Origin of the sequence: Snodgrassella sp. B3800, from assembly GCF_026535865.1 — a bacterium.
Lineage (GTDB): Bacteria > Pseudomonadota > Gammaproteobacteria > Burkholderiales > Neisseriaceae > Snodgrassella > Snodgrassella alvi_E.
The window spans coordinates 1-17,100 of sequence record NZ_JAFNPH010000002.1 but is presented as its reverse complement, the minus strand read 5'-3'; the positions used below and the strand labels follow the sequence as shown (position 1 = coordinate 17,100).

The window sequence follows — 17,100 nt, the reverse complement described above, 5'->3', positions numbered from 1 at the left end:
TCACGGCTATAAGCGTTTTTTTGTGCATTACAGTATCAATTTGTCTTGCTTAAATATTAGCTACGGCAAAAAAGGAGAACTAATTTTTTGCAAGCACTACAAAAATTAATTTACTGGGGAGTTAAAGTATGAATGTACGTGATATTACTAAATTAACCGATTATCCCTTAATTGAAAAACTGGCACAGGCTTTATGGGAGCAAGAAACCTTTGGTCACGGAGTGGCGATTATGGTAGGCGCAGGTTTTAGTCGTTGCGCAGCTACCACTTACGATACTGATAAAAAACTACCTATTTGGAGAGATTTAGCCAAAAAATTGGCTGATGAATTGGGTGAAAGTGAGCATACCGACGCATTACGACTGGCGCAAATGTATCAAGATTATTTTGGGAAGACGAGACTATATGATTTGTTAAAAAATGCAGTGGAAGATGAAATATGGGAGCCTACTAAACTTTATCAGGACTTATTAACCTTGCCTTGGTCAGAAGTTTTAACAACCAACTGGGATACTTTGCTGGAACGAGCGTCTAAAACTATATACGAACCCATATACGATATTGTGAGTAAGCAAGAAGATTTGGCTGGCTGTCATTCTCCCCGTATTGTTAAATTGCATGGCACAATTAATGTAAGCAATGATTTGATATTTACACAAGAAGATTATCGCTGCTATCCGCAAAAATATGGCATTTTTGTTAATTTCGTCCGGCAAGTCTTTGTTGAAAATGAATTGTGTTTAATCGGCTTTTCCGGTGATGACCCCAACTTTTTACAATGGATTGGTTGGGTAAGAGATAATCTCCAATCTAATGCTCGTCGTATTTATCTAGTTGGTGCACTAAATCTTTCAGCTGCTAAAAGAAAATACTTAGAAAGCCTGAATGTGGCGCCTATTGATTTATATTTTCTCGTAAAGCATTTTGATAATATAGATTTACGGCATAAAATGGCTAATGATTTTTTTTTAAAACAGCTATCAATTTTAAAAAAGAAGAAAATTTGGGAGTGGCAACCTACTTCATTAACAAGCATCTCTGAGAAAAATTCCATATCTTTGAATAAAAAAGAAACAAATATATCACCAGAAGCAATACTTGAGACCTTAATTGAAGATAGAAAATCGTATCCGGAATGGATTATTTGTCCTAATGCATTAAGAATCGAATTTATTAATCAAATTTCTGAAGTTAGTCAATTTATTTCAGATTTTTCCAAACTGAAAGAATCAACTAGATGTAAATTACTTTATGAACTGGTTTGGAGATATGAAAAAATATTTTATTACAATATTGATAAAAATCTTCAAACAATGTTGCTATCAGTTTGTAATCCTAATAACGATATTGGATTATCAAAAAAACATCAGTTAGAAATAGCATTATATTTGTTAAAATGCTCTAGATTTACAGAAAAAAATTCTGAACAGCAAGAAGTAATAAATAAAACTACTAACATTATAAAAGATAATTCTCAATATTGGAGTGAAAGTATTGTTGAGTTTGCTTATCATCAAATTCTTGTGGCAAAAGAAGAATTAAATTATCCGTTAATTGAAGAGTTAGTAGATAAAATTAACGGTACTGACCCTATTTGGAAATTAAGAAAAGCATATATTTTATCTAAAATAGATTGTCATAAAGAAAGTGCTAATTTAATAGACAACGTTTACAAGGAACTCGCTCTTAGTTATTGTGATAACCAAAATTCAATTTTTATTCTATCTAGGTTAGCATGGGCTTGCTTTCTTAAAAGCCAATTGGATATGGTACTCTTCCGAAAAAATATCTTAGAATTTTCAAATTCAAAATATAGTCAACAAAAATGTGATCCTTATGAAATAATAAATTATTTAGAAAGAGTTGTATCTGAACACCTCGATAAACAACGAGAACCCATGATTGAACCTACTTTTGAACCGGGTAGATATAAAGATAATTCAAAAACCGTACACTTTGTGAATTCAATTCAAATTCATCCTGCAATATTGTTTGATATGGTATCAAATACCGTGGGCTTACCTATAAAGTGGGGTAATTTTCAATTTACTAAACATATCGCATATGATGTGGCTAATTTTGTTGAAACAGATTATTGGCAACAATTCATTTTAATAACAGAATTTTCAAACTATGATGAGTCTAAAGAAATAAAAAAATTATTTAATAGACTAAGAATTGCGCAGATATCTTCTAATGAAGTAAATAAAAGTGTGGAATGCTGTTTTAAAGCTATAAAGTTTTGGATGAATAAAAGGATTAATCATTGCAAAAATAAACAAATAGAATCATATGCAATAGATAATTTACGTGTATTTATTGAAATTTTGGCACGATTTCAAACTCGTCTTTCTTCAGATGAAGCCAAAAAATACTATAGATTTGCTTTATCTATAGCTAAAGATGAATATTTTTATCATTTTTGGTTAAAAAAATCTATAAATAACTTATTAAATTACTCCTTAAGGAGTATTCCAACTAGTCAACATAATGAATTGCTTGTAGAGACTTTAGAATTTCCAATAAAAGAAGATTGGGTAAATCCAATTATTGAGTTTCCAGGTAAACGTAATATAAATAAAATACTTGATTATGAAATTGATTATTTAATTAATAATATTAGAAATAAGAAGCAAGGCTCTAAGCTAGATACAAGGATTGTAATGCGTTTGATGCCATTAATTGATAGCTCTTTCTTAATAGAAAATGAAAAGGATCAATTGGTTTTTAATATTTACGGGAAAGATTATGAATATAAGAAATTACCGTATACAAAAGAAGTATATCCTAGTTTTTTTCTAAATATACCTCCCGAAGAAAATGTAAAAAAAATAAAAGATTTAATTATATATGAAGTATATTCAGAAGAACCTTCTTATGATATGGCTTTTTTAGAAACTTTAGTAAATACTTTATCATATAAAAAACTGCTTCCTAGTGAAATGCAAAGTATACAGTATTTTAATTATTTTATTGATTGGAAAAGAAATGATTACTCAAATAGTGTGGATGAAATAATAGATGAGTTATTTGATGGTCAAGATCCAGATATAATATCCAAACATATATGTCATATTTTGTATTTTATTACATCACATCTTCCAATGACGTTTTTAAATCAAGATAATTTTGATAAAATTTATAAATTTTATCAGGATAATATGACCTCACCCTATATTTTAAGAGCATTAATTCCATTTGTTTTAAAAAATCCTGAAAAAAATCAACTAGTCATTTCATTGATAAAAAAAGCCTTAAAAAATAAAATTGAATTAATAGTAGGCGATGCAGCATATGCTATTTTGGAGTGGGGAACTCAATTATCTGATAAAAGTGTTATTCGTCCTTTGATTGATAAATTAATATATCGCGTTGAATCAGGAAGATTGATTGGTTTAATAAATATTCTGCAGGTAATTAATATAATGTTTAATAGTGGTTGGCTAACTAATGATGATATAAATATTTTGATTGAAAACTTGCCAGAAATTTACAATGATAGTAATTATGATAATTTTTCTGATGATGATTCAGAAGTTATTATAATTTTTGATATACGAAAGGAGTGTGTCAGACTAGCAAGGGACATACTAAAACAAAGAAATGAACCAATTCCAGCTTTACAGAATATTTTGGATAAAGCTAAAAACGATGCATTACCAGAAGTTCGATTTGCGGAACTAAATGAATATCTTAGATAAATTTTTCAGATATTTGTTTCAATAGTTAAGATTAATATTTTATAAGAATAAGGTTGCTCCATTTATATGGCAGCAACCTTGTTTTTTATTACTTACAACAATACTCGTTCAATCCCCCCATTGCTGGCTTTTTGCACAAATTCATCCTGCCAGTTTTCGCCTAGTATATGTTTGGCCATTTCTATCACGACATAATCGGCTTTGATATTGGCATCGTCGGTATATCTGCTAAGCCCTTGCAGGCAGGCGGGGCAACTGGTGAGTATTTTTACAGGTTCGCCTTGCGGCAATTTGGCTTTGCCTTTTTCGATTTCTTCCAGTTTGCGGAAACGTACTTGTGTGGCGATATCAGGGCGGTTGACCGCAAACATGCCGGATTCACCGCAGCAGCGGTCGGACAGGGGCACGTTTTGTCCCATCAGTTCGTTAACTACTTTTATCGGCTGGGTGGTTTTGATGGGGGTATGACAAGGGTCGTGATACAGGTATTGCTGACCTTTGATGCCATCGAGTTTCAGCCCTTTTTCCAACAAGTATTCGTGGATATCTAGTACGCGGCAGCCGGGGAAAATTTTGTCGAAATGGTAATCGCTGAGCTGGTCGTAGCAGGTACCGCAGCTTACAACTACGGTTTTGATATCGAGATAGTTGAGGGTGTTGGCCACGCGATGGAAGAGGACGCGGTTGTCCATGGTGATTTTGTCACCTTTGTCTTTGTTGCCGCCGGCGGTTTGCGGATAGCCGCAACACAGGTAACCCGGTGGCAATACGGTTTGTACGCCTACATGCCATAACATGGCTTGTGTGGCTAAGCCTATCTGGCTGAACAGGCGTTCGGAGCCGCAGCCGGGGAAGTAGAAAACGGCTTCGGTTTCTTCGCTTACCTGCGGATTGCGGATAATCGGTACGGTGGTGCTGTCTTCGATATTAAGCAGGGCACGCGCGGTTTTAATCGGTACGTGGCGCGGCAGTGGCCGATTTATAAAATGAACAACTTGTTCGCGGATTTCGGGTTTGGCGGTGGTGGCACGCGGGGCGGTTTTCTGGCATTTGAGCCAGCCTAGGCTGAAGTGTTTGCCCATTTCGTAGCCCCAGTTTTGCAGTCTGAAGCCGGTTTTGATTACGCCTGCGCGCAGGGCTTTGATGGTTCTGGGGTCGGTGGCGTTGAGAAAAGCCATGCCCATGTAGACGGTGGGGTTGAATTTCTTTTTGCCAGCTTTGCGCAGGTAGTTGCGCATGGCAACGGTTACGTCGCCAAAGTCGATTTTTACGGGGCAGGGTTTAATGCAGCGGTGGCAGACGGTGCAATGGTCGGCTACGCTGTTGAGTTCGTCAAAGTGTTTTAGAGATACGCCGCGGCGGGTTTGTTCTTCGTACAGGAATGCTTCGGTAAGGAGTCCGACGCCAAGGATTTTGTTGCGCGGGGAGTAAAGCAGGTTGGCGCGCGGTACGTGGGTACTGCACACGGGTTTGCATTTGCCGCAGCGCAGACAGTCTTTGATGGAATGGGCAATTTGACCGAGTTCGGACTGCTCCATGATTAGGGATTCTACGCCGAGCAGTTCGAACGATGGGGTATAGGCTTTGTCGAGGTTGGCACCGGGCATCAGTTTGCCACGGTTAAAGTGGCCATGTGGGTCTACTTGTTTTTTGTAGTCCCAGTAAGGCTGCATTTCGGCTGTGGTGAGGTAGTCGATTTTGGTGATGCCGATGCCGTGTTCGCCGGAAATTACGCCGTTAAGGCTGCGTGCCAGTGCCATGATGCGGTCTACGGCCTGATGCGCGGTTTGCAGCATGTCGTAGTCGTCGGAGTTTACTGGTATGTTGGTGTGGACGTTGCCGTCTCCGGCATGCATGTGCAGGGCAACGAATACGCGGCCGCGAATGATGTGGCGGTGGATTTCGTCGAGTTTTTCCAGTATGAGAGTGTCGGTTTTGCCGCTGAAGATCTCTGCAAGAGGCTGCATGATGTCGCGTTTAACGGAAACACGCAGGTGGAAGTCGCGCATAGCGATAAAGCAGCTTTGGTCTGAGACAGGTTCGTCATTTTCGAGTTTCTGCGGAAATTGTTGCAGGTAGTCTGTCAGTGGGGCATCGAGGTGATTCAGCAGCCATGTCCAGCGACTCTGGATGCTGGTGACGTAATCCAGTGCATGTTGTTTGCGTGAGCCGAGCAATTCGGCGCTGGACAGGTCGGTGTCGAGTTTGTCTACGGGCAGTTTAGTTTGCAGGTAGTCGATGATGGCGGCGCACAAGGCCAGTTTGTTCTGGATGGACAGTTCGATGTTGATGCGTTCGATGCCGTCGGAGTAGCTGCCGAGCTGTTCTAATGGGATAACAACGTCTTCGTTGATTTTGAAGGCGTTGGTATGGCGGGCAATGGCGGCAGTGCGGGAGCGGTCGAGCCAGAATGTTTTGCGCGCTTCAGGGGTGACTGCGATAAAGCCTTCGCCACAGCGGGCATTGGCCAGCCGCACGATGTGGGCAGCGGCGGCTTGTACTTCGTTTTCATCGTCGGAGACGATGTCGGCCAGTAATACCATTTTCGGGCGGCCTTTGCCGGCTGCCTTGGTGGCGTAGCCAACGGCGCGGACGTAGCGCCAGTCGAGATGCTCCAGCCCCGCCAGTTTGACGGTTTTGTGGTTGAGCATGTAGTTGCGCACTTCAACGATGGAGGGGGTGGCGTTGGCTACGGTGCCAAAGAATTCCATGCACACGGTGCGGGTGTATTTGGGCATGCGATGCAGGACGAAGGCGGCTGAGGTGATGATGCCGTCGGTGCCTTCTTTTTGTACGCCGGGTACGCCTGCAAGAAATTTGTCGGTAACATCTTTACCAAGTCCGACTTTGCGGAATCGCTGGCCGGGCACTTCGAGGCGCTCGGTTTTGATGATGGAATAGCCATCGTTATCAAGAGTGTGGATATCGAAGATGGCGGTGGTTTCGTCGTGGATTTTGCCGAAGTTGTGGCGCACACGTTCGATTTTCAGCCACTGGCCTTGGGGGTTAACCATTTTCCACCAAGCGAGGTTGTCGAGGGTGGTACCCCATAATACGGCTTTTTTTCCGCCGGCGTTCATGGCTACGTTGCCGCCGATACAGCAGGCATCGGCTGAGGTGGGGTCGACGGCAAATACCCAGCCGGCTGCTGTGGCGGCTTCTTCTACACGGCGGGTAACGACGCCAGCACCACAGGTGATAACGGGGTGGGTGCCTTCGAGTCCGGGTAATTCTTGTAAGGCTACTGGGCTGTACAGGTCAAGTTTTTCAGTGTTGATAACGGCGCTCATAGCATCCATGGGGATGGCACCGCCGGTGTAGCCAGTACCGCCGCCGCGCGGGATAATGGTTAGTTCAAGCTCTATCAGGGCGCGAACCAGAGGAGCAACTTCTTTTTCGTGGTCTGGGTTGATGACAACGAAAGGGTATTCGATGCGCCAGTCAGTGGCATCGGTGACGTGGGTAACGCGTGCCAGACCATCAAACATGATGTTGTCTTTGTGGGTGATTTTGCGCAGGCGGTTGAATACTTGCTCGCGTTTGCTGCGGGTTTTGCCGAAGCTGCTGTCAAAATCGTTGATGGCCTGTTCGGTGCTTTCTATGAGCTGGGCAACCTGCTGGTTGTTATCGCGCCGTTTTTGAATTTCGTTTAGGCGGTGATGCATTTCTTTGACCAGTGCCTGTTGACGGTGCTGATGTTCGAGCAGGTCGTCGATAAGGTAGGGGTTGCGAATCACTGCCCAGATGTCACCCAGTATTTCAAACAGCATGCGTGCAGAACGACCTGTGCGTCTTTGTTCGCGCAGTTGTTGCAATAATTCCCACGATTGGCTACCAAGAAGCCGGATAACTATTTCTCGGTCTGAAAAGGAGGTGTAGTTATAGGGAATTTCGCGTATGCGCTGATTGGTCTGTGTGCTCATTAAACGTGTTCCGTTCCGCTCTGCTGGCGTTAAATTAATGAATCTGTAAACGGGTTATTTTAACTGATTTACGCTGTATTTCGCATTTTTGTCTGCTAACAATTTAGGTGAAAACGAAATGTGTGGCAATGGAAAAATCTGACGATGTAATGGGATTTTGTTTCATGTATAAGTTGTCAGTCTGGTTTGTTATGGTATTGTTTTTAGATATTTTCAGCTTATAAACAATATTATTGTTGTTTATTTGTTGTATTTTGATTTTATTATTTTTTTGAAATTTCTGATATTTTGTCATTTCATTAAAAAAGCCCTTTAATTTGAATTAAAGGGCTTTGGCATTTATTGGTTTTGCACAGGAGGTAGCTGTGTGACCGGTTTTTGATAGGCTGGGTGATAGGGGCCATAAAGAATACCATCTGTCCTGCCGGCAGAAAGCAGGTTTGCTTCAACATTGCCTGTTAGGTCAAAAGCCGTGTCTTTTACTTTGTCTTTAATCTGAGATATTAAAGCAGATGTGACTGCGCTTAGAAAACCCTGATTTCCGTTATCATTGGAGTTAACGGTAATTTTTTTTTCACCTGTCCAAATGATATCACCGGTTTTGGCATCTACTAATTTAGCTGAAACGCTTACTGTAGTAGTGCTGTTGATCACTTGATATTTGGTACCGTAATCATCTATATCCATATACAGGATAGCATCTGGATTATAGACTTGACGAATTTTCTTCAAATCAACAGCCTGTATTTCTGCACCGTCATTTAATCCGTTTTCTTTAAATGTCTCATTGACCAAAACGACTGGAAATACATAGTAGCCAGATTCTGCCAGTGGTCTGGTTGATTGAGCTAAGACAGCATTGGGTGCTTTAACTTCTACTGATGAGCTAGTTGGCTGTACTACCAGTATTGAACGGGGATCAGTGCGTTGAAATTTGCTGTAATCGTAGGGCAGTTTCTGTACAGTGGTGCCACATGCTGAAAGTATGGCAGCCACAGATAAGGGTAATAATAGTTTGATTAGTCGCATTATGATTTTACTCCGGCTACATTTTTGAGCAGAAAGTTCATGTAGGCGGTTGATTCAGGAAACGCTTGTTTTTCCATTTCAAACTGAGTCTTGGCTCCCGCTAAATTACCTACTTTGGCATAAAGCATGCCCAAATGTGCATGGGTACCGGGGGCAGCTTTAGCGTGATTGCTTTGTGCATCAAGGAAGTATTTTTCCATGTTGGCTATTTGTTCCTGAGGAGTCAGGGCATTATTAAGGGTCTGATATTGCTGTTTGTTAAAATCTCCCCAGTAATAAAGTGTGCGAGCTGGCTGATTGTTCTGAGCACACGCAGCCAATAACAAGGCAGCTATGGCCGTTGTTAAGATATTTTTCATTTTTGTTTTACCTAATTATTTATTTTTAAGGTTGAGGATGCCATTGTCCTTTATCTATGCCGCGTACTAGATTATTAACTGCTTCGCGGATAGCCAGATCCAAAACTTTTCCATTTAATGTGGCGTCGTAGCCTGCATGGCCACCGGTACCAAGTATTTCTCGTGAAGAAAGTTTGAATTCACCAGCACCTTGGCTTGAGAAGACAATTTCGGAGGATTGTACGTCTACGATGCTCAGTGTAACTTTGGCATAGGCTACTTGTGTTTTACCCTGTCCTAGTATGCCAAATAGTTGTTGATCACCAATATTTCTGCGACCGAATTCAGTTAAGGCTCCAGTTACTACGTAGCGTGCACCCTTTATTTTCTGATTCATTCCTTTGAAATTTGCTTCGTTTTTGATTTCATCCATGTTGCCACGGTCGAGAACTGAAAAACGTCCGGTTTGCTGCAAATCTGCCATTAAGATGGTTTTAGCCTGGCTGGTCAATTGGTCTGTACTGTTACTGAAAATACCCCCGCCCATATTGCCACGGCTATCAAATTTACCCACTGCCAATGGAGCTTTTATACCATTGTATGCCTGCTGATAGGTTTCTACTTTAGGTACATTTAAAACTTGTGAGCTTTCGGTGGCACAGGCTGATAATAAAAATGCGCTTACTAATGTTAAATAAAATTTATTCATGGTTATTTATGTTAAATTAATTTGGGCAAAGTATATAGAGACTGTTTTTTTGAGTCAAAATTATATTAGTTGAAATCTGAAGTAATTTTTATTTCTAGATTTCTCTATTAATTTTAGTATCAGAATTTTTCCTGTGGGCTCAGGTAGCGCCATTGGCTGGGGGGAAGGGCACCAAGTTTGATTCTGCCCATGCGGACTCGTTTTAGTCCAATTACCTTCAGGCCGACAAGTTCACACATGCGCCGTATCTGGCGTTTTTTACCTTGTTTCAAGATAAATTTCAATTGATCCTGATTCTGCCAGTTTACTTTGGCCGGCCGCAATTTTTCACCATCCAAACTAAGACCGTGGTTAAGTAGTGCCAAGCCTTTATCATCTAAACGTCCGCTGACGCGTACTAAATATTCTTTTTCTATGCCACTGTTTTCACCTATTAGCTGTTTGGCAATTCGCCCATCCTGAGTGAGAACGAGTAATCCAACAGAGTCAATGTCCAGCCGGCCGGCCGGTGCCAAATGGCGTGTATGGGTAGCCTGAAAGTGAATGGGGCTTTTGTCTTCCCGCCAATGATTGGTTTCGGTAATCAGTTCGACGGCTGCTCGATAGCCTTTTTCCGGTTGCGCACTAACATAGCCAACAGGCTTATTTAAGAGGATGGTGACACGTTCGGCTTGTTGGCGGTGTGCCTGCCGGTTGAGGTCGATGCGGTCTGAGTCTAGTACTTTTTGTCCGAGTACGGCTGTAACGCCATTGACTTTTACCCAGCCTTGTTCGATATAGCTGTCAGCTTCACGGCGTGAGCATAAACCCAATTGTGCCATGCGTTTGGACAGACGTTGTACTTCGTTCTGTTCGGTTGTCATGCTTTGTGCTCTTTATTTCGATTAGAACCGGCCACCATGTCCAGCAGGAATAGGCGGCAATCCAGATTGCCATTGAAAAGCGGAATCTTGCGTTTGGGAGACAGGCGCATTAGTTTGGGCATATCTCGATCGGCACTGAACATGCCAATTAGCCAGCCGGCAAAATATTGTTTCAACCAGCTTCCCATTTGAGGGTATAAAGCGTGTAGTAACTGGATTTCAGACAAGCGCACACCATAAGGGGGATTGCTGAGCATAATGCCGTTGGTGCCATTGGGGCGGGTATCCAGTGCGTCGGCAGTCTGCCACTGGATATACTGGTCTACATCGGCATAGCGAGCATTATTTTGAGCTAGTACAATTAGTTTCCCCTCAATATCTGCACCAGAAATCGGTGCTTGGGGCTGGCTTTTTGCGGACAATGCGTTACGGCGTAGCTGCTGCCATAAGGTGGCATCGTAATTGAGTAGGTGTTCAAATCCGAAAGCACGCTCTAGGCCGGGGGCGCTGTTGCTTGCTATCAATGCTGCTTCTATGGCGAGGGTGCCGCTGCCGCAGAATGGATCCATAAAAGGCTGACTGCCGTTGTAGCCTGCCAATAACAGCAGTCCGGCGGCCAGATTTTCGCGTAATGGTGCTTCGCCAGTGTCGCTGCGGTAGCCGCGTTTGAATAAGGCTTCACCACTAGTATCCAGATAAATGGAAAGTTCGTTTTTTTCGATAAAAACATGAATGCGAATATCGGGCTGAAATTTTTCCACGCTGGGTCGACTGCCGTTTTGTTCGCGAAAAACGTCGCAAAGGGCGTCTTTTACTTTGAGGGCAGCAAAGTTCAGGCTGTTGATTTGCGCCTGTTTGCCTTCGATATGAATTTTGAAAGTTTTTTTAACGTCAAACCATTTGGCCCAGTTTACTTTTTTTGCTTGTAGGTAAATATCGTTTTCATTGCGAAAATGGCCGCTACTAAGGCGAATGAGTACACGGCTGGCTACGCGACTATGCAGATTAATCCGGTAGACTGTAGCTAAATCGCCGTTAACGGCTACACCGCCATCACGAGGGTAAATCTGTTCGCAGCCCAGCTTTACCAGTTCCTGATTTAATATGGTTTCCAGTCCGCGCGGGCAGCTTACAAATAAAGAATAAGAATTCATGCAATACTTTATAAAGAAGAAATGATTATGCTTGGTTATGATCAAGCATGTCTGAATGGTGTGATTGTAATATTGAAGTCATGTATTGACTATGGTTTAAACAGGTTGATACGCAAATTTGAGTGATTAAGTGTGAAGCTGTATAGTGAATAAAGCTGATTGGTTAGCTGCAATACAAATCACGATCGTGCTGATTTTAGGCTGATTGAGCTGTGTGAATTTTTTCAAGTATTGGATAGTGTACATAAAGTAATTAAAATCTGTTACGAAATCCAAATAATATGATATTTAAATATAAAATTATTCGAATAATAAATTAAAATTTCGTTTTCTGATTGATTGAATGAATCAATACATTAATGGTTGATACATTTATAAGCATGCCTTCTATCCATTTTCCTAAGCAATAAACTTTGCATACTTAATTTGAAATATTGTGGTACTTGTTTTGATTCAGTATTTTCTATTACCGGATTAGATACATATTTGATAATAAAATTTTGATAATACTTATAATTTTGGTAACAATCTTCAATTAGTCTTTACCAGAACTTAAAAGGATTAGTCCGATTGAAGGGTGTTTTATAAAATGAGGTTTTTAGTTGTTATAAATGCTGATGGCTTTTTTCGTGATTAATCAGCCATTGTTTGCGTTCTAATCCACCGCTATATCCGGTTAACTGGCCGTTGGAACCAATTACTCTGTGGCAAGGAATGATGATGGCAATCCGATTCAAGCCATTTGCATTGGCTACTGCTCTGACTGCATCAGGATGGTTTAGTTTTTCGGCTTGCTGTTTGTAAGTATATAGTTCGCCAAAGGGGATGGTTTGTAAACATGCCCAAACGGATTGCTGAAATGGTGTCCCCGAGGTATGCAGGGCGACGGTAAAATTTTTTCTTTTTCCTTGAAAGTATTGCTCAATTTCTGCTCTGGCTTGTTGGATATGATTATTTACGCCAAATATGATTGTTCCATTTAGTAATTTTTGTAATTGCTGAAACTCCGTCTCTAACATTCGCCGGTCTACAAATTCCAGCAGACAAATACCTTGCTGCGTGGCGCATATAAACATTGGGCCTATGGGTGTGGATAAACGGTTAATCAGGATAATATTGTTTTCAGCATGGTTGGAGGGGGCATTTTTGACAAATTTTTTATATGTATAGCCAAAACCACTAAGTGATTCATAACCATGGTCGAATGCTGTATCCGTTATTTTTTTGCCGCTTTTCAATTCTTGATAAGCTAGATTGATTCGGTACATACGTTGATAGGTCTGATAAGTAATGCCGTAATTTTTTTTGAACCAACGCCGAACGATTTCCGGACTGATATGATGCTCTCTTAGTACCGAGTCGGATATCTTTATCTTGGGATTTTGGCTAATCATTTTGATTGCTTTGATTATTTGCTCAGGCGCTTCATCTGCATTTTCGGTAGGCCGGCAGATTTTACATGGCCTATAACCCGCATTCAGGGCTTCTTTTACGCTTTGATAAAATACAGTATTTTCAAATTTCGGTTTTCTCGCTCTGCAAGTAGAAATACAAAATATTGAAGTTGTTTTCACCCCTACAAAGAAAATACCAACATATGCGGGATCTTTTGCAAGTAAAGCCTGATAGTATTTCTGGATAATGTTTTTATCGGTTATGAGCATGTTTTAGCTACTGGATTTTTCTGACTTAGTTTTTGTGGCTTTGTTGAGCAATCGATAATGTGTTGATTACTAAATCTGATGAAATGATGTTAATGAAAAATTTGTATGAGTGACAACCGAAAATTTGATGACTATTTAAATACAAAGAATAATATTGCTGCTAGCTTGTGAACTGGTAAATGAATTTCGATGAAAATCTTTCATCAAAATAATTAAAATATAAAAAAGAAACTGAGATGCATTAGATTAATTTATTGTCAAATTTTCAGTTAATGGAATAGTTATGATTTAGAATTTCATAAATATTTTTGTGAAGTGTTAATATCAACAATAAGTTTAATTTTTCTAATCTTTATATAAAATATTTCGATTAATTGATTTAAAGGCAAATTCGTTCTAATTGTTCAATTTCCGATTGGTACCGATTTTCTTGAATTTTATTGAAACCAGAAAGTTTATTAAAAAAATATAAAGCATGTTCAGACATGGCTTTTATAAAATATTTTTTATTTATTAAAGCTTCAACTTTCAAATTACTATTAACACTAACTAGTACATCATTTCCTATTGGTTTTAGTTTAATTTCAATTAGTCGACTCTCGAAATGTGTTTTAAATTCGTTATTGTTTTTTATCTCCTCCAATCCTTGAACTAAATTAGCCCATAGTTTATCAATATAATCACACATATTATATTTCAATAAAATAACACGGTTTATATTAAGATGTATGCTGCCCTCGATATTGTTTACATCTTTAATATCATAATTATATGCTGAAAAATTCATAAATTGATCATGACCTATTTTTATAAAAGTATTTATTTCAATCACTATTAATTCCCTTTTTGGATTTGGTAAAAATTGTTTTATATAAACTTTGTAAATCTTAGCATATACTTTTCAATTCAATATTATAAATTTCTATGATTTATTTTTTGATTATTAAGATTTCTCAAAACATCATTTATAGACGTTTCAGAAATAAAAGAAGCTCTTTTTGGTTTTATACTGATACAAATTAAACCCACCCAACAGCCCAATCGGTTCCGGCTGCGTGAATCTGCCTATATCAGGGTCATAGTACCTGAAAGTATTGTAATGTAAGCCCGTTTCTCTGTCTAAATACTGCCCCTGATACCTTAAGTTCTGCTGTATCTGGCTGTGTTCGATTTCCTGTATCGGTTTGCCCCACAGCTGATAGCCGCATGCCCATACAATATGACCGTCTTCATCAGTAAGTTCTTCCGGGGCACCATTGACATCGGTGTGGTAGTACAGCACTTTTTATTCCGTACCGGTGGTGGTCTCTACTCTGGCTAAGGGTTCATAGCCGCTTTCATCCGTGTAGATATAGACGCTTTTGCTTCTGTCGGTACGGGTTTCCTGAATCATTCTCAGTCCGTCCCACAGGAAGTGGGTACGGTTGCAGGCTTTGCCCGCCCGGTCTATCTGGTGTTTTTCGATACGTCGGCCTAAGGCATCGTAGACATAGCCGTAGCGTTCGGTACAGTTTAATTTTTCGATACGCACTTCGGTCAGGCGGTGTTCGGCATCGTAGTGGTAATACTGGGTACCGCTGGCAGTCTGTTTGCTGTGGGTACGGCCGTGTGCGTCGTAGGTGTATTGGAGGCCGCGGAAGTTAAGTAACTGGTTGAAGCGTATCAGGTTTTGGTTGTCGGTACTGCTGTCTTGGTTGCGTCTTTTATCCAGCAGGTTGGCAGCGGCATCGTATTGCAGGGTTTCCCAGTAGGCCTGGTTGCGGCAGCTTTCAATGCGGCCGGTGCGGTCGTATCTGAATTCGGTGTTCAGTTGTCCCTGGCTACGCAGGACTTCGCGATGTAGGCGGTCGCGTTCGATGTCGGTGATGGTGGTGCCGTCTAGGTTGATTTGGTGCCGTAATATAGGTTGTTGAGGGTACGGCTGTCCGGTAGGTTGGCGGCGATGCGGTTGCCGACGAGATCCTAGCTGAACCGAGTCAGCAAGCTGGAGCGTTGGTATGCTGGATGAGCTAGCCATACTCATTCCAGCACAGATTCTTAGAGAAAAAATTCAAAATTATTTATTTTTACTTTCTCGAATTTTAGCTAAAGCTTTTTCAAGCCGACTGACATTTTGATATTTGGTTGGAACTGTACTTCTTGCTAAATAATTATGCCATCCAGGTATGGCGGTTTTAAATAATTCCAAGCCTTCTGGCGTAAGGTTAGATTTTTTAATAACTGTATCGGTTTTTAAATTTCCCTGCTCATCAAACGGTTCAACATCAATTAATAATTCATGTTTTTTTAAAAATCCCAATAAAGCTATTGAACTTTGGATAATAGGATCTTGCCACCATTTGTTTTTATTTCTAGTAAGCAGCATTGGTAAATTATGTAAAGTATAATCAATTTCATTCATTATTTTACTCCACTAACAGTTGATAAATTATCTAGATGTATCAGTTCACCAGTCTTTTTATTTTTTACAAAAATTCCTCCTTGCTCTCGGATTCTTTCTTCTTTAGCTAATTGTAGATTTTTTTTGGCAACATTAGGTCGACTTGTTATTTCGACAGCTTTCCATTTTCCATCCTGATTTTTAATAATAAAATCAATTCTGCGTCGTTCACCTGTCAGAGGATCTTTAACGGATTTGCCGTTGGCGTCTCTTAAATATCGTTCAGATAAAACATTATCTTTACCATAACGCCTTTCAAATACGTCTCTCGCCCTTCGTTCACGTTCCATACCTGCTTTTTTATTGGGTAAACATGCAAGCCCCCACGGATCAATCCACATCAGTGAGTTAGGCGCATACTGATACAGATTAAACCCACCCAGCAACCCAATCGGGTCCGGCTGCGTGAATCTGCCTATATCCGGGTCATAGTACCTGAAAGTATTGTAATGTAAGCCCGTTTCTCTGTCTAAATACTGTCCCTGATACCTCAGGTTCTGTTGTATCTGGCTGTGTTCGATTTCCTGTATCGGTTTGCCCCACAGCTGATAGCTGCATGCCCATACAATGTGACCGTCTTCATCAGTGAGTTCTTCCGGGGCACCGTTGACATCGGTGTGGTAGTACAGCACTTTCTGTTCCGTACCGGTGGTGGTCTCTACTCTGGCTAAGGGTTCATAGCCGCTCTCATCAGTGTAGATATAAACGCTTTTGCTTCTGTCAGTACGGGTTTCCTGAATCATTCTCAGCCCGTCCCACAGGAAACAGGTACGGTTGCAGGCTTTGCCCGCCCGGTCTATCTGGTGTTTTTCGATACGTCGGCCTAAGGCATCGTAGACATAGCCGTAACGTTCGGTACGGTTTAATTTTTCGATACGAACTTCGGTCAGGCGGTGTTCGGCATCGTAGTGGTAATACTGGGTACCGCTGGCGGTCTGTTTGCTGTGGGTACGGCCGTGTGCGTCGTAGGTGTATTGCAGGCCACGGAAGTGGAGTAGCTGGTTAAAGCGGACCAGGTTCTGATTTTCGCTTTTATTGTCTTCGTTGCGTCTTTTATCCAGCAGGTTGGCGGCGGCATCGTATTGCAGGGTTTCCCAGTAGGCCTGGTTGCGGCAGCTTTCGATACGGCCGGTGCGGTCATAGTGGTAATCGGTCTGTCCTTGCTGGGTATGTTTTTTACTCACCAGCCGGTCGAGGTTGTCGTACTGGTAGCGGCGGTCGGTGAGGATGTCGGGCAGGATGGTGTTGTGGCCACGCCGGGTCTGTTTGTGTTGCAGGC

Annotated in this window: 13 protein-coding genes; 1 reads left to right on the top strand and 12 read right to left on the bottom strand. The window is 41.0% G+C overall.

What is annotated here, in order from left to right; genetic code table 11:
* Window positions 1–128: 128 nt before the first annotated feature.
* Window positions 129–3,701, top strand: a complete 3,573-nt coding sequence (locus tag J3U64_RS04070) for an SIR2 family protein (protein WP_267408397.1) — start codon at window positions 129–131, stop codon at window positions 3,699–3,701.
* A 92-nt stretch (window positions 3,702–3,793) separates the two neighbouring features.
* Here the strand turns inward: J3U64_RS04070 and J3U64_RS04065 are convergent, their stop codons facing one another.
* From J3U64_RS04065 to J3U64_RS04010, 12 genes are all read right to left on the bottom strand, one after another.
* Window positions 3,794–7,624 carry a DUF3683 domain-containing protein gene (locus J3U64_RS04065; RefSeq protein ID WP_267408396.1) on the bottom strand — a complete coding sequence of 1,277 codons (3,831 nt, stop codon included), beginning with the start codon at window positions 7,622–7,624 and terminating at the stop codon, window positions 3,794–3,796.
* 339 nt (window positions 7,625–7,963) lie between these two features.
* Window positions 7,964–8,653, bottom strand: coding sequence for a DUF799 domain-containing protein (locus tag J3U64_RS04060; protein WP_267408395.1), 690 nt, complete (start codon window positions 8,651–8,653; stop codon window positions 7,964–7,966).
* Entirely contained in the window at window positions 8,653–9,012 is a 360-nt protein-coding gene (locus tag J3U64_RS04055) for a DUF4810 domain-containing protein (protein WP_267408394.1), read from the bottom strand. Before J3U64_RS04055 ends, J3U64_RS04060 begins: the two co-directional genes overlap by 1 nt.
* Window positions 9,013–9,037: 25 nt before the next feature.
* Window positions 9,038–9,700 carry a CsgG/HfaB family protein gene (locus tag J3U64_RS04050; RefSeq protein ID WP_267408393.1) on the bottom strand — a complete coding sequence of 221 codons (663 nt, stop codon included), beginning with the start codon at window positions 9,698–9,700 and terminating at the stop codon, window positions 9,038–9,040.
* Window positions 9,701–9,819: 119 nt separating this feature from the next.
* Window positions 9,820–10,563 carry a pseudouridine synthase gene (locus J3U64_RS04045; protein WP_267408392.1) on the bottom strand — a complete coding sequence of 248 codons (744 nt, stop codon included), beginning with the start codon at window positions 10,561–10,563 and terminating at the stop codon, window positions 9,820–9,822.
* Complete coding sequence (locus tag J3U64_RS04040) at window positions 10,560–11,717, bottom strand: THUMP domain-containing class I SAM-dependent RNA methyltransferase (RefSeq protein WP_267408391.1); 1,158 nt, start codon at window positions 11,715–11,717, stop codon at window positions 10,560–10,562. Before J3U64_RS04040 ends, J3U64_RS04045 begins: the two co-directional genes overlap by 4 nt.
* Before the next feature lie 605 nt (window positions 11,718–12,322).
* Window positions 12,323–13,381, bottom strand: a complete 1,059-nt coding sequence (locus J3U64_RS04035; RefSeq protein WP_267408390.1) for a bifunctional transcriptional activator/DNA repair enzyme AdaA — start codon at window positions 13,379–13,381, stop codon at window positions 12,323–12,325.
* Window positions 13,382–13,760: 379 nt separating this feature from the next.
* Window positions 13,761–14,213, bottom strand: a complete 453-nt coding sequence (locus tag J3U64_RS04030; protein ID WP_267408389.1) for a hypothetical protein — start codon at window positions 14,211–14,213, stop codon at window positions 13,761–13,763.
* Window positions 14,214–14,357: 144 nt separating this feature from the next.
* Complete coding sequence (locus J3U64_RS04025; RefSeq protein WP_267408388.1) at window positions 14,358–14,663, bottom strand: RHS repeat domain-containing protein; 306 nt, start codon at window positions 14,661–14,663, stop codon at window positions 14,358–14,360.
* A gap of 3 nt (window positions 14,664–14,666) precedes the next feature.
* Window positions 14,667–15,398, bottom strand: a complete 732-nt coding sequence (locus J3U64_RS04020) for a hypothetical protein (protein WP_267408387.1) — start codon at window positions 15,396–15,398, stop codon at window positions 14,667–14,669.
* A 39-nt stretch (window positions 15,399–15,437) separates the two neighbouring features.
* Window positions 15,438–15,782 (bottom strand): DNA polymerase III, encoded by a 345-nt coding sequence (locus tag J3U64_RS04015; RefSeq protein WP_267408386.1) that lies wholly within the window; start codon window positions 15,780–15,782, stop codon window positions 15,438–15,440.
* A partial coding sequence (locus J3U64_RS04010) for an RHS repeat domain-containing protein (protein WP_267408385.1) occupies window positions 15,782–17,100 on the bottom strand: 1,319 nt, incomplete at its 5' end. The genes J3U64_RS04010 and J3U64_RS04015, both read right to left, overlap by 1 nt.

Coding starts and splice junctions, on each gene's coding strand:
- J3U64_RS04060 (WP_267408395.1), bottom strand. CDS start 8,653: ATGCGACTAATCAAACTATTATTACCCTTATCTGTGGCTGCCATACTT.
- J3U64_RS04015 (WP_267408386.1), bottom strand. CDS start 15,782: ATGAATGAAATTGATTATACTTTACATAATTTACCAATGCTGCTTACT.
- J3U64_RS04040 (WP_267408391.1), bottom strand. CDS start 11,717: ATGAATTCTTATTCTTTATTTGTAAGCTGCCCGCGCGGACTGGAAACC.
- J3U64_RS04065 (WP_267408396.1), bottom strand. CDS start 7,624: ATGAGCACACAGACCAATCAGCGCATACGCGAAATTCCCTATAACTAC.
- J3U64_RS04055 (WP_267408394.1), bottom strand. CDS start 9,012: ATGAAAAATATCTTAACAACGGCCATAGCTGCCTTGTTATTGGCTGCG.
- J3U64_RS04035 (WP_267408390.1), bottom strand. CDS start 13,381: ATGCTCATAACCGATAAAAACATTATCCAGAAATACTATCAGGCTTTA.
- J3U64_RS04020 (WP_267408387.1), bottom strand. CDS start 15,398: ATGGCTAGCTCATCCAGCATACCAACGCTCCAGCTTGCTGACTCGGTT.
- J3U64_RS04045 (WP_267408392.1), bottom strand. CDS start 10,563: ATGACAACCGAACAGAACGAAGTACAACGTCTGTCCAAACGCATGGCA.
- J3U64_RS04050 (WP_267408393.1), bottom strand. CDS start 9,700: ATGAATAAATTTTATTTAACATTAGTAAGCGCATTTTTATTATCAGCC.
- J3U64_RS04070 (WP_267408397.1), top strand. CDS start 129: ATGAATGTACGTGATATTACTAAATTAACCGATTATCCCTTAATTGAA.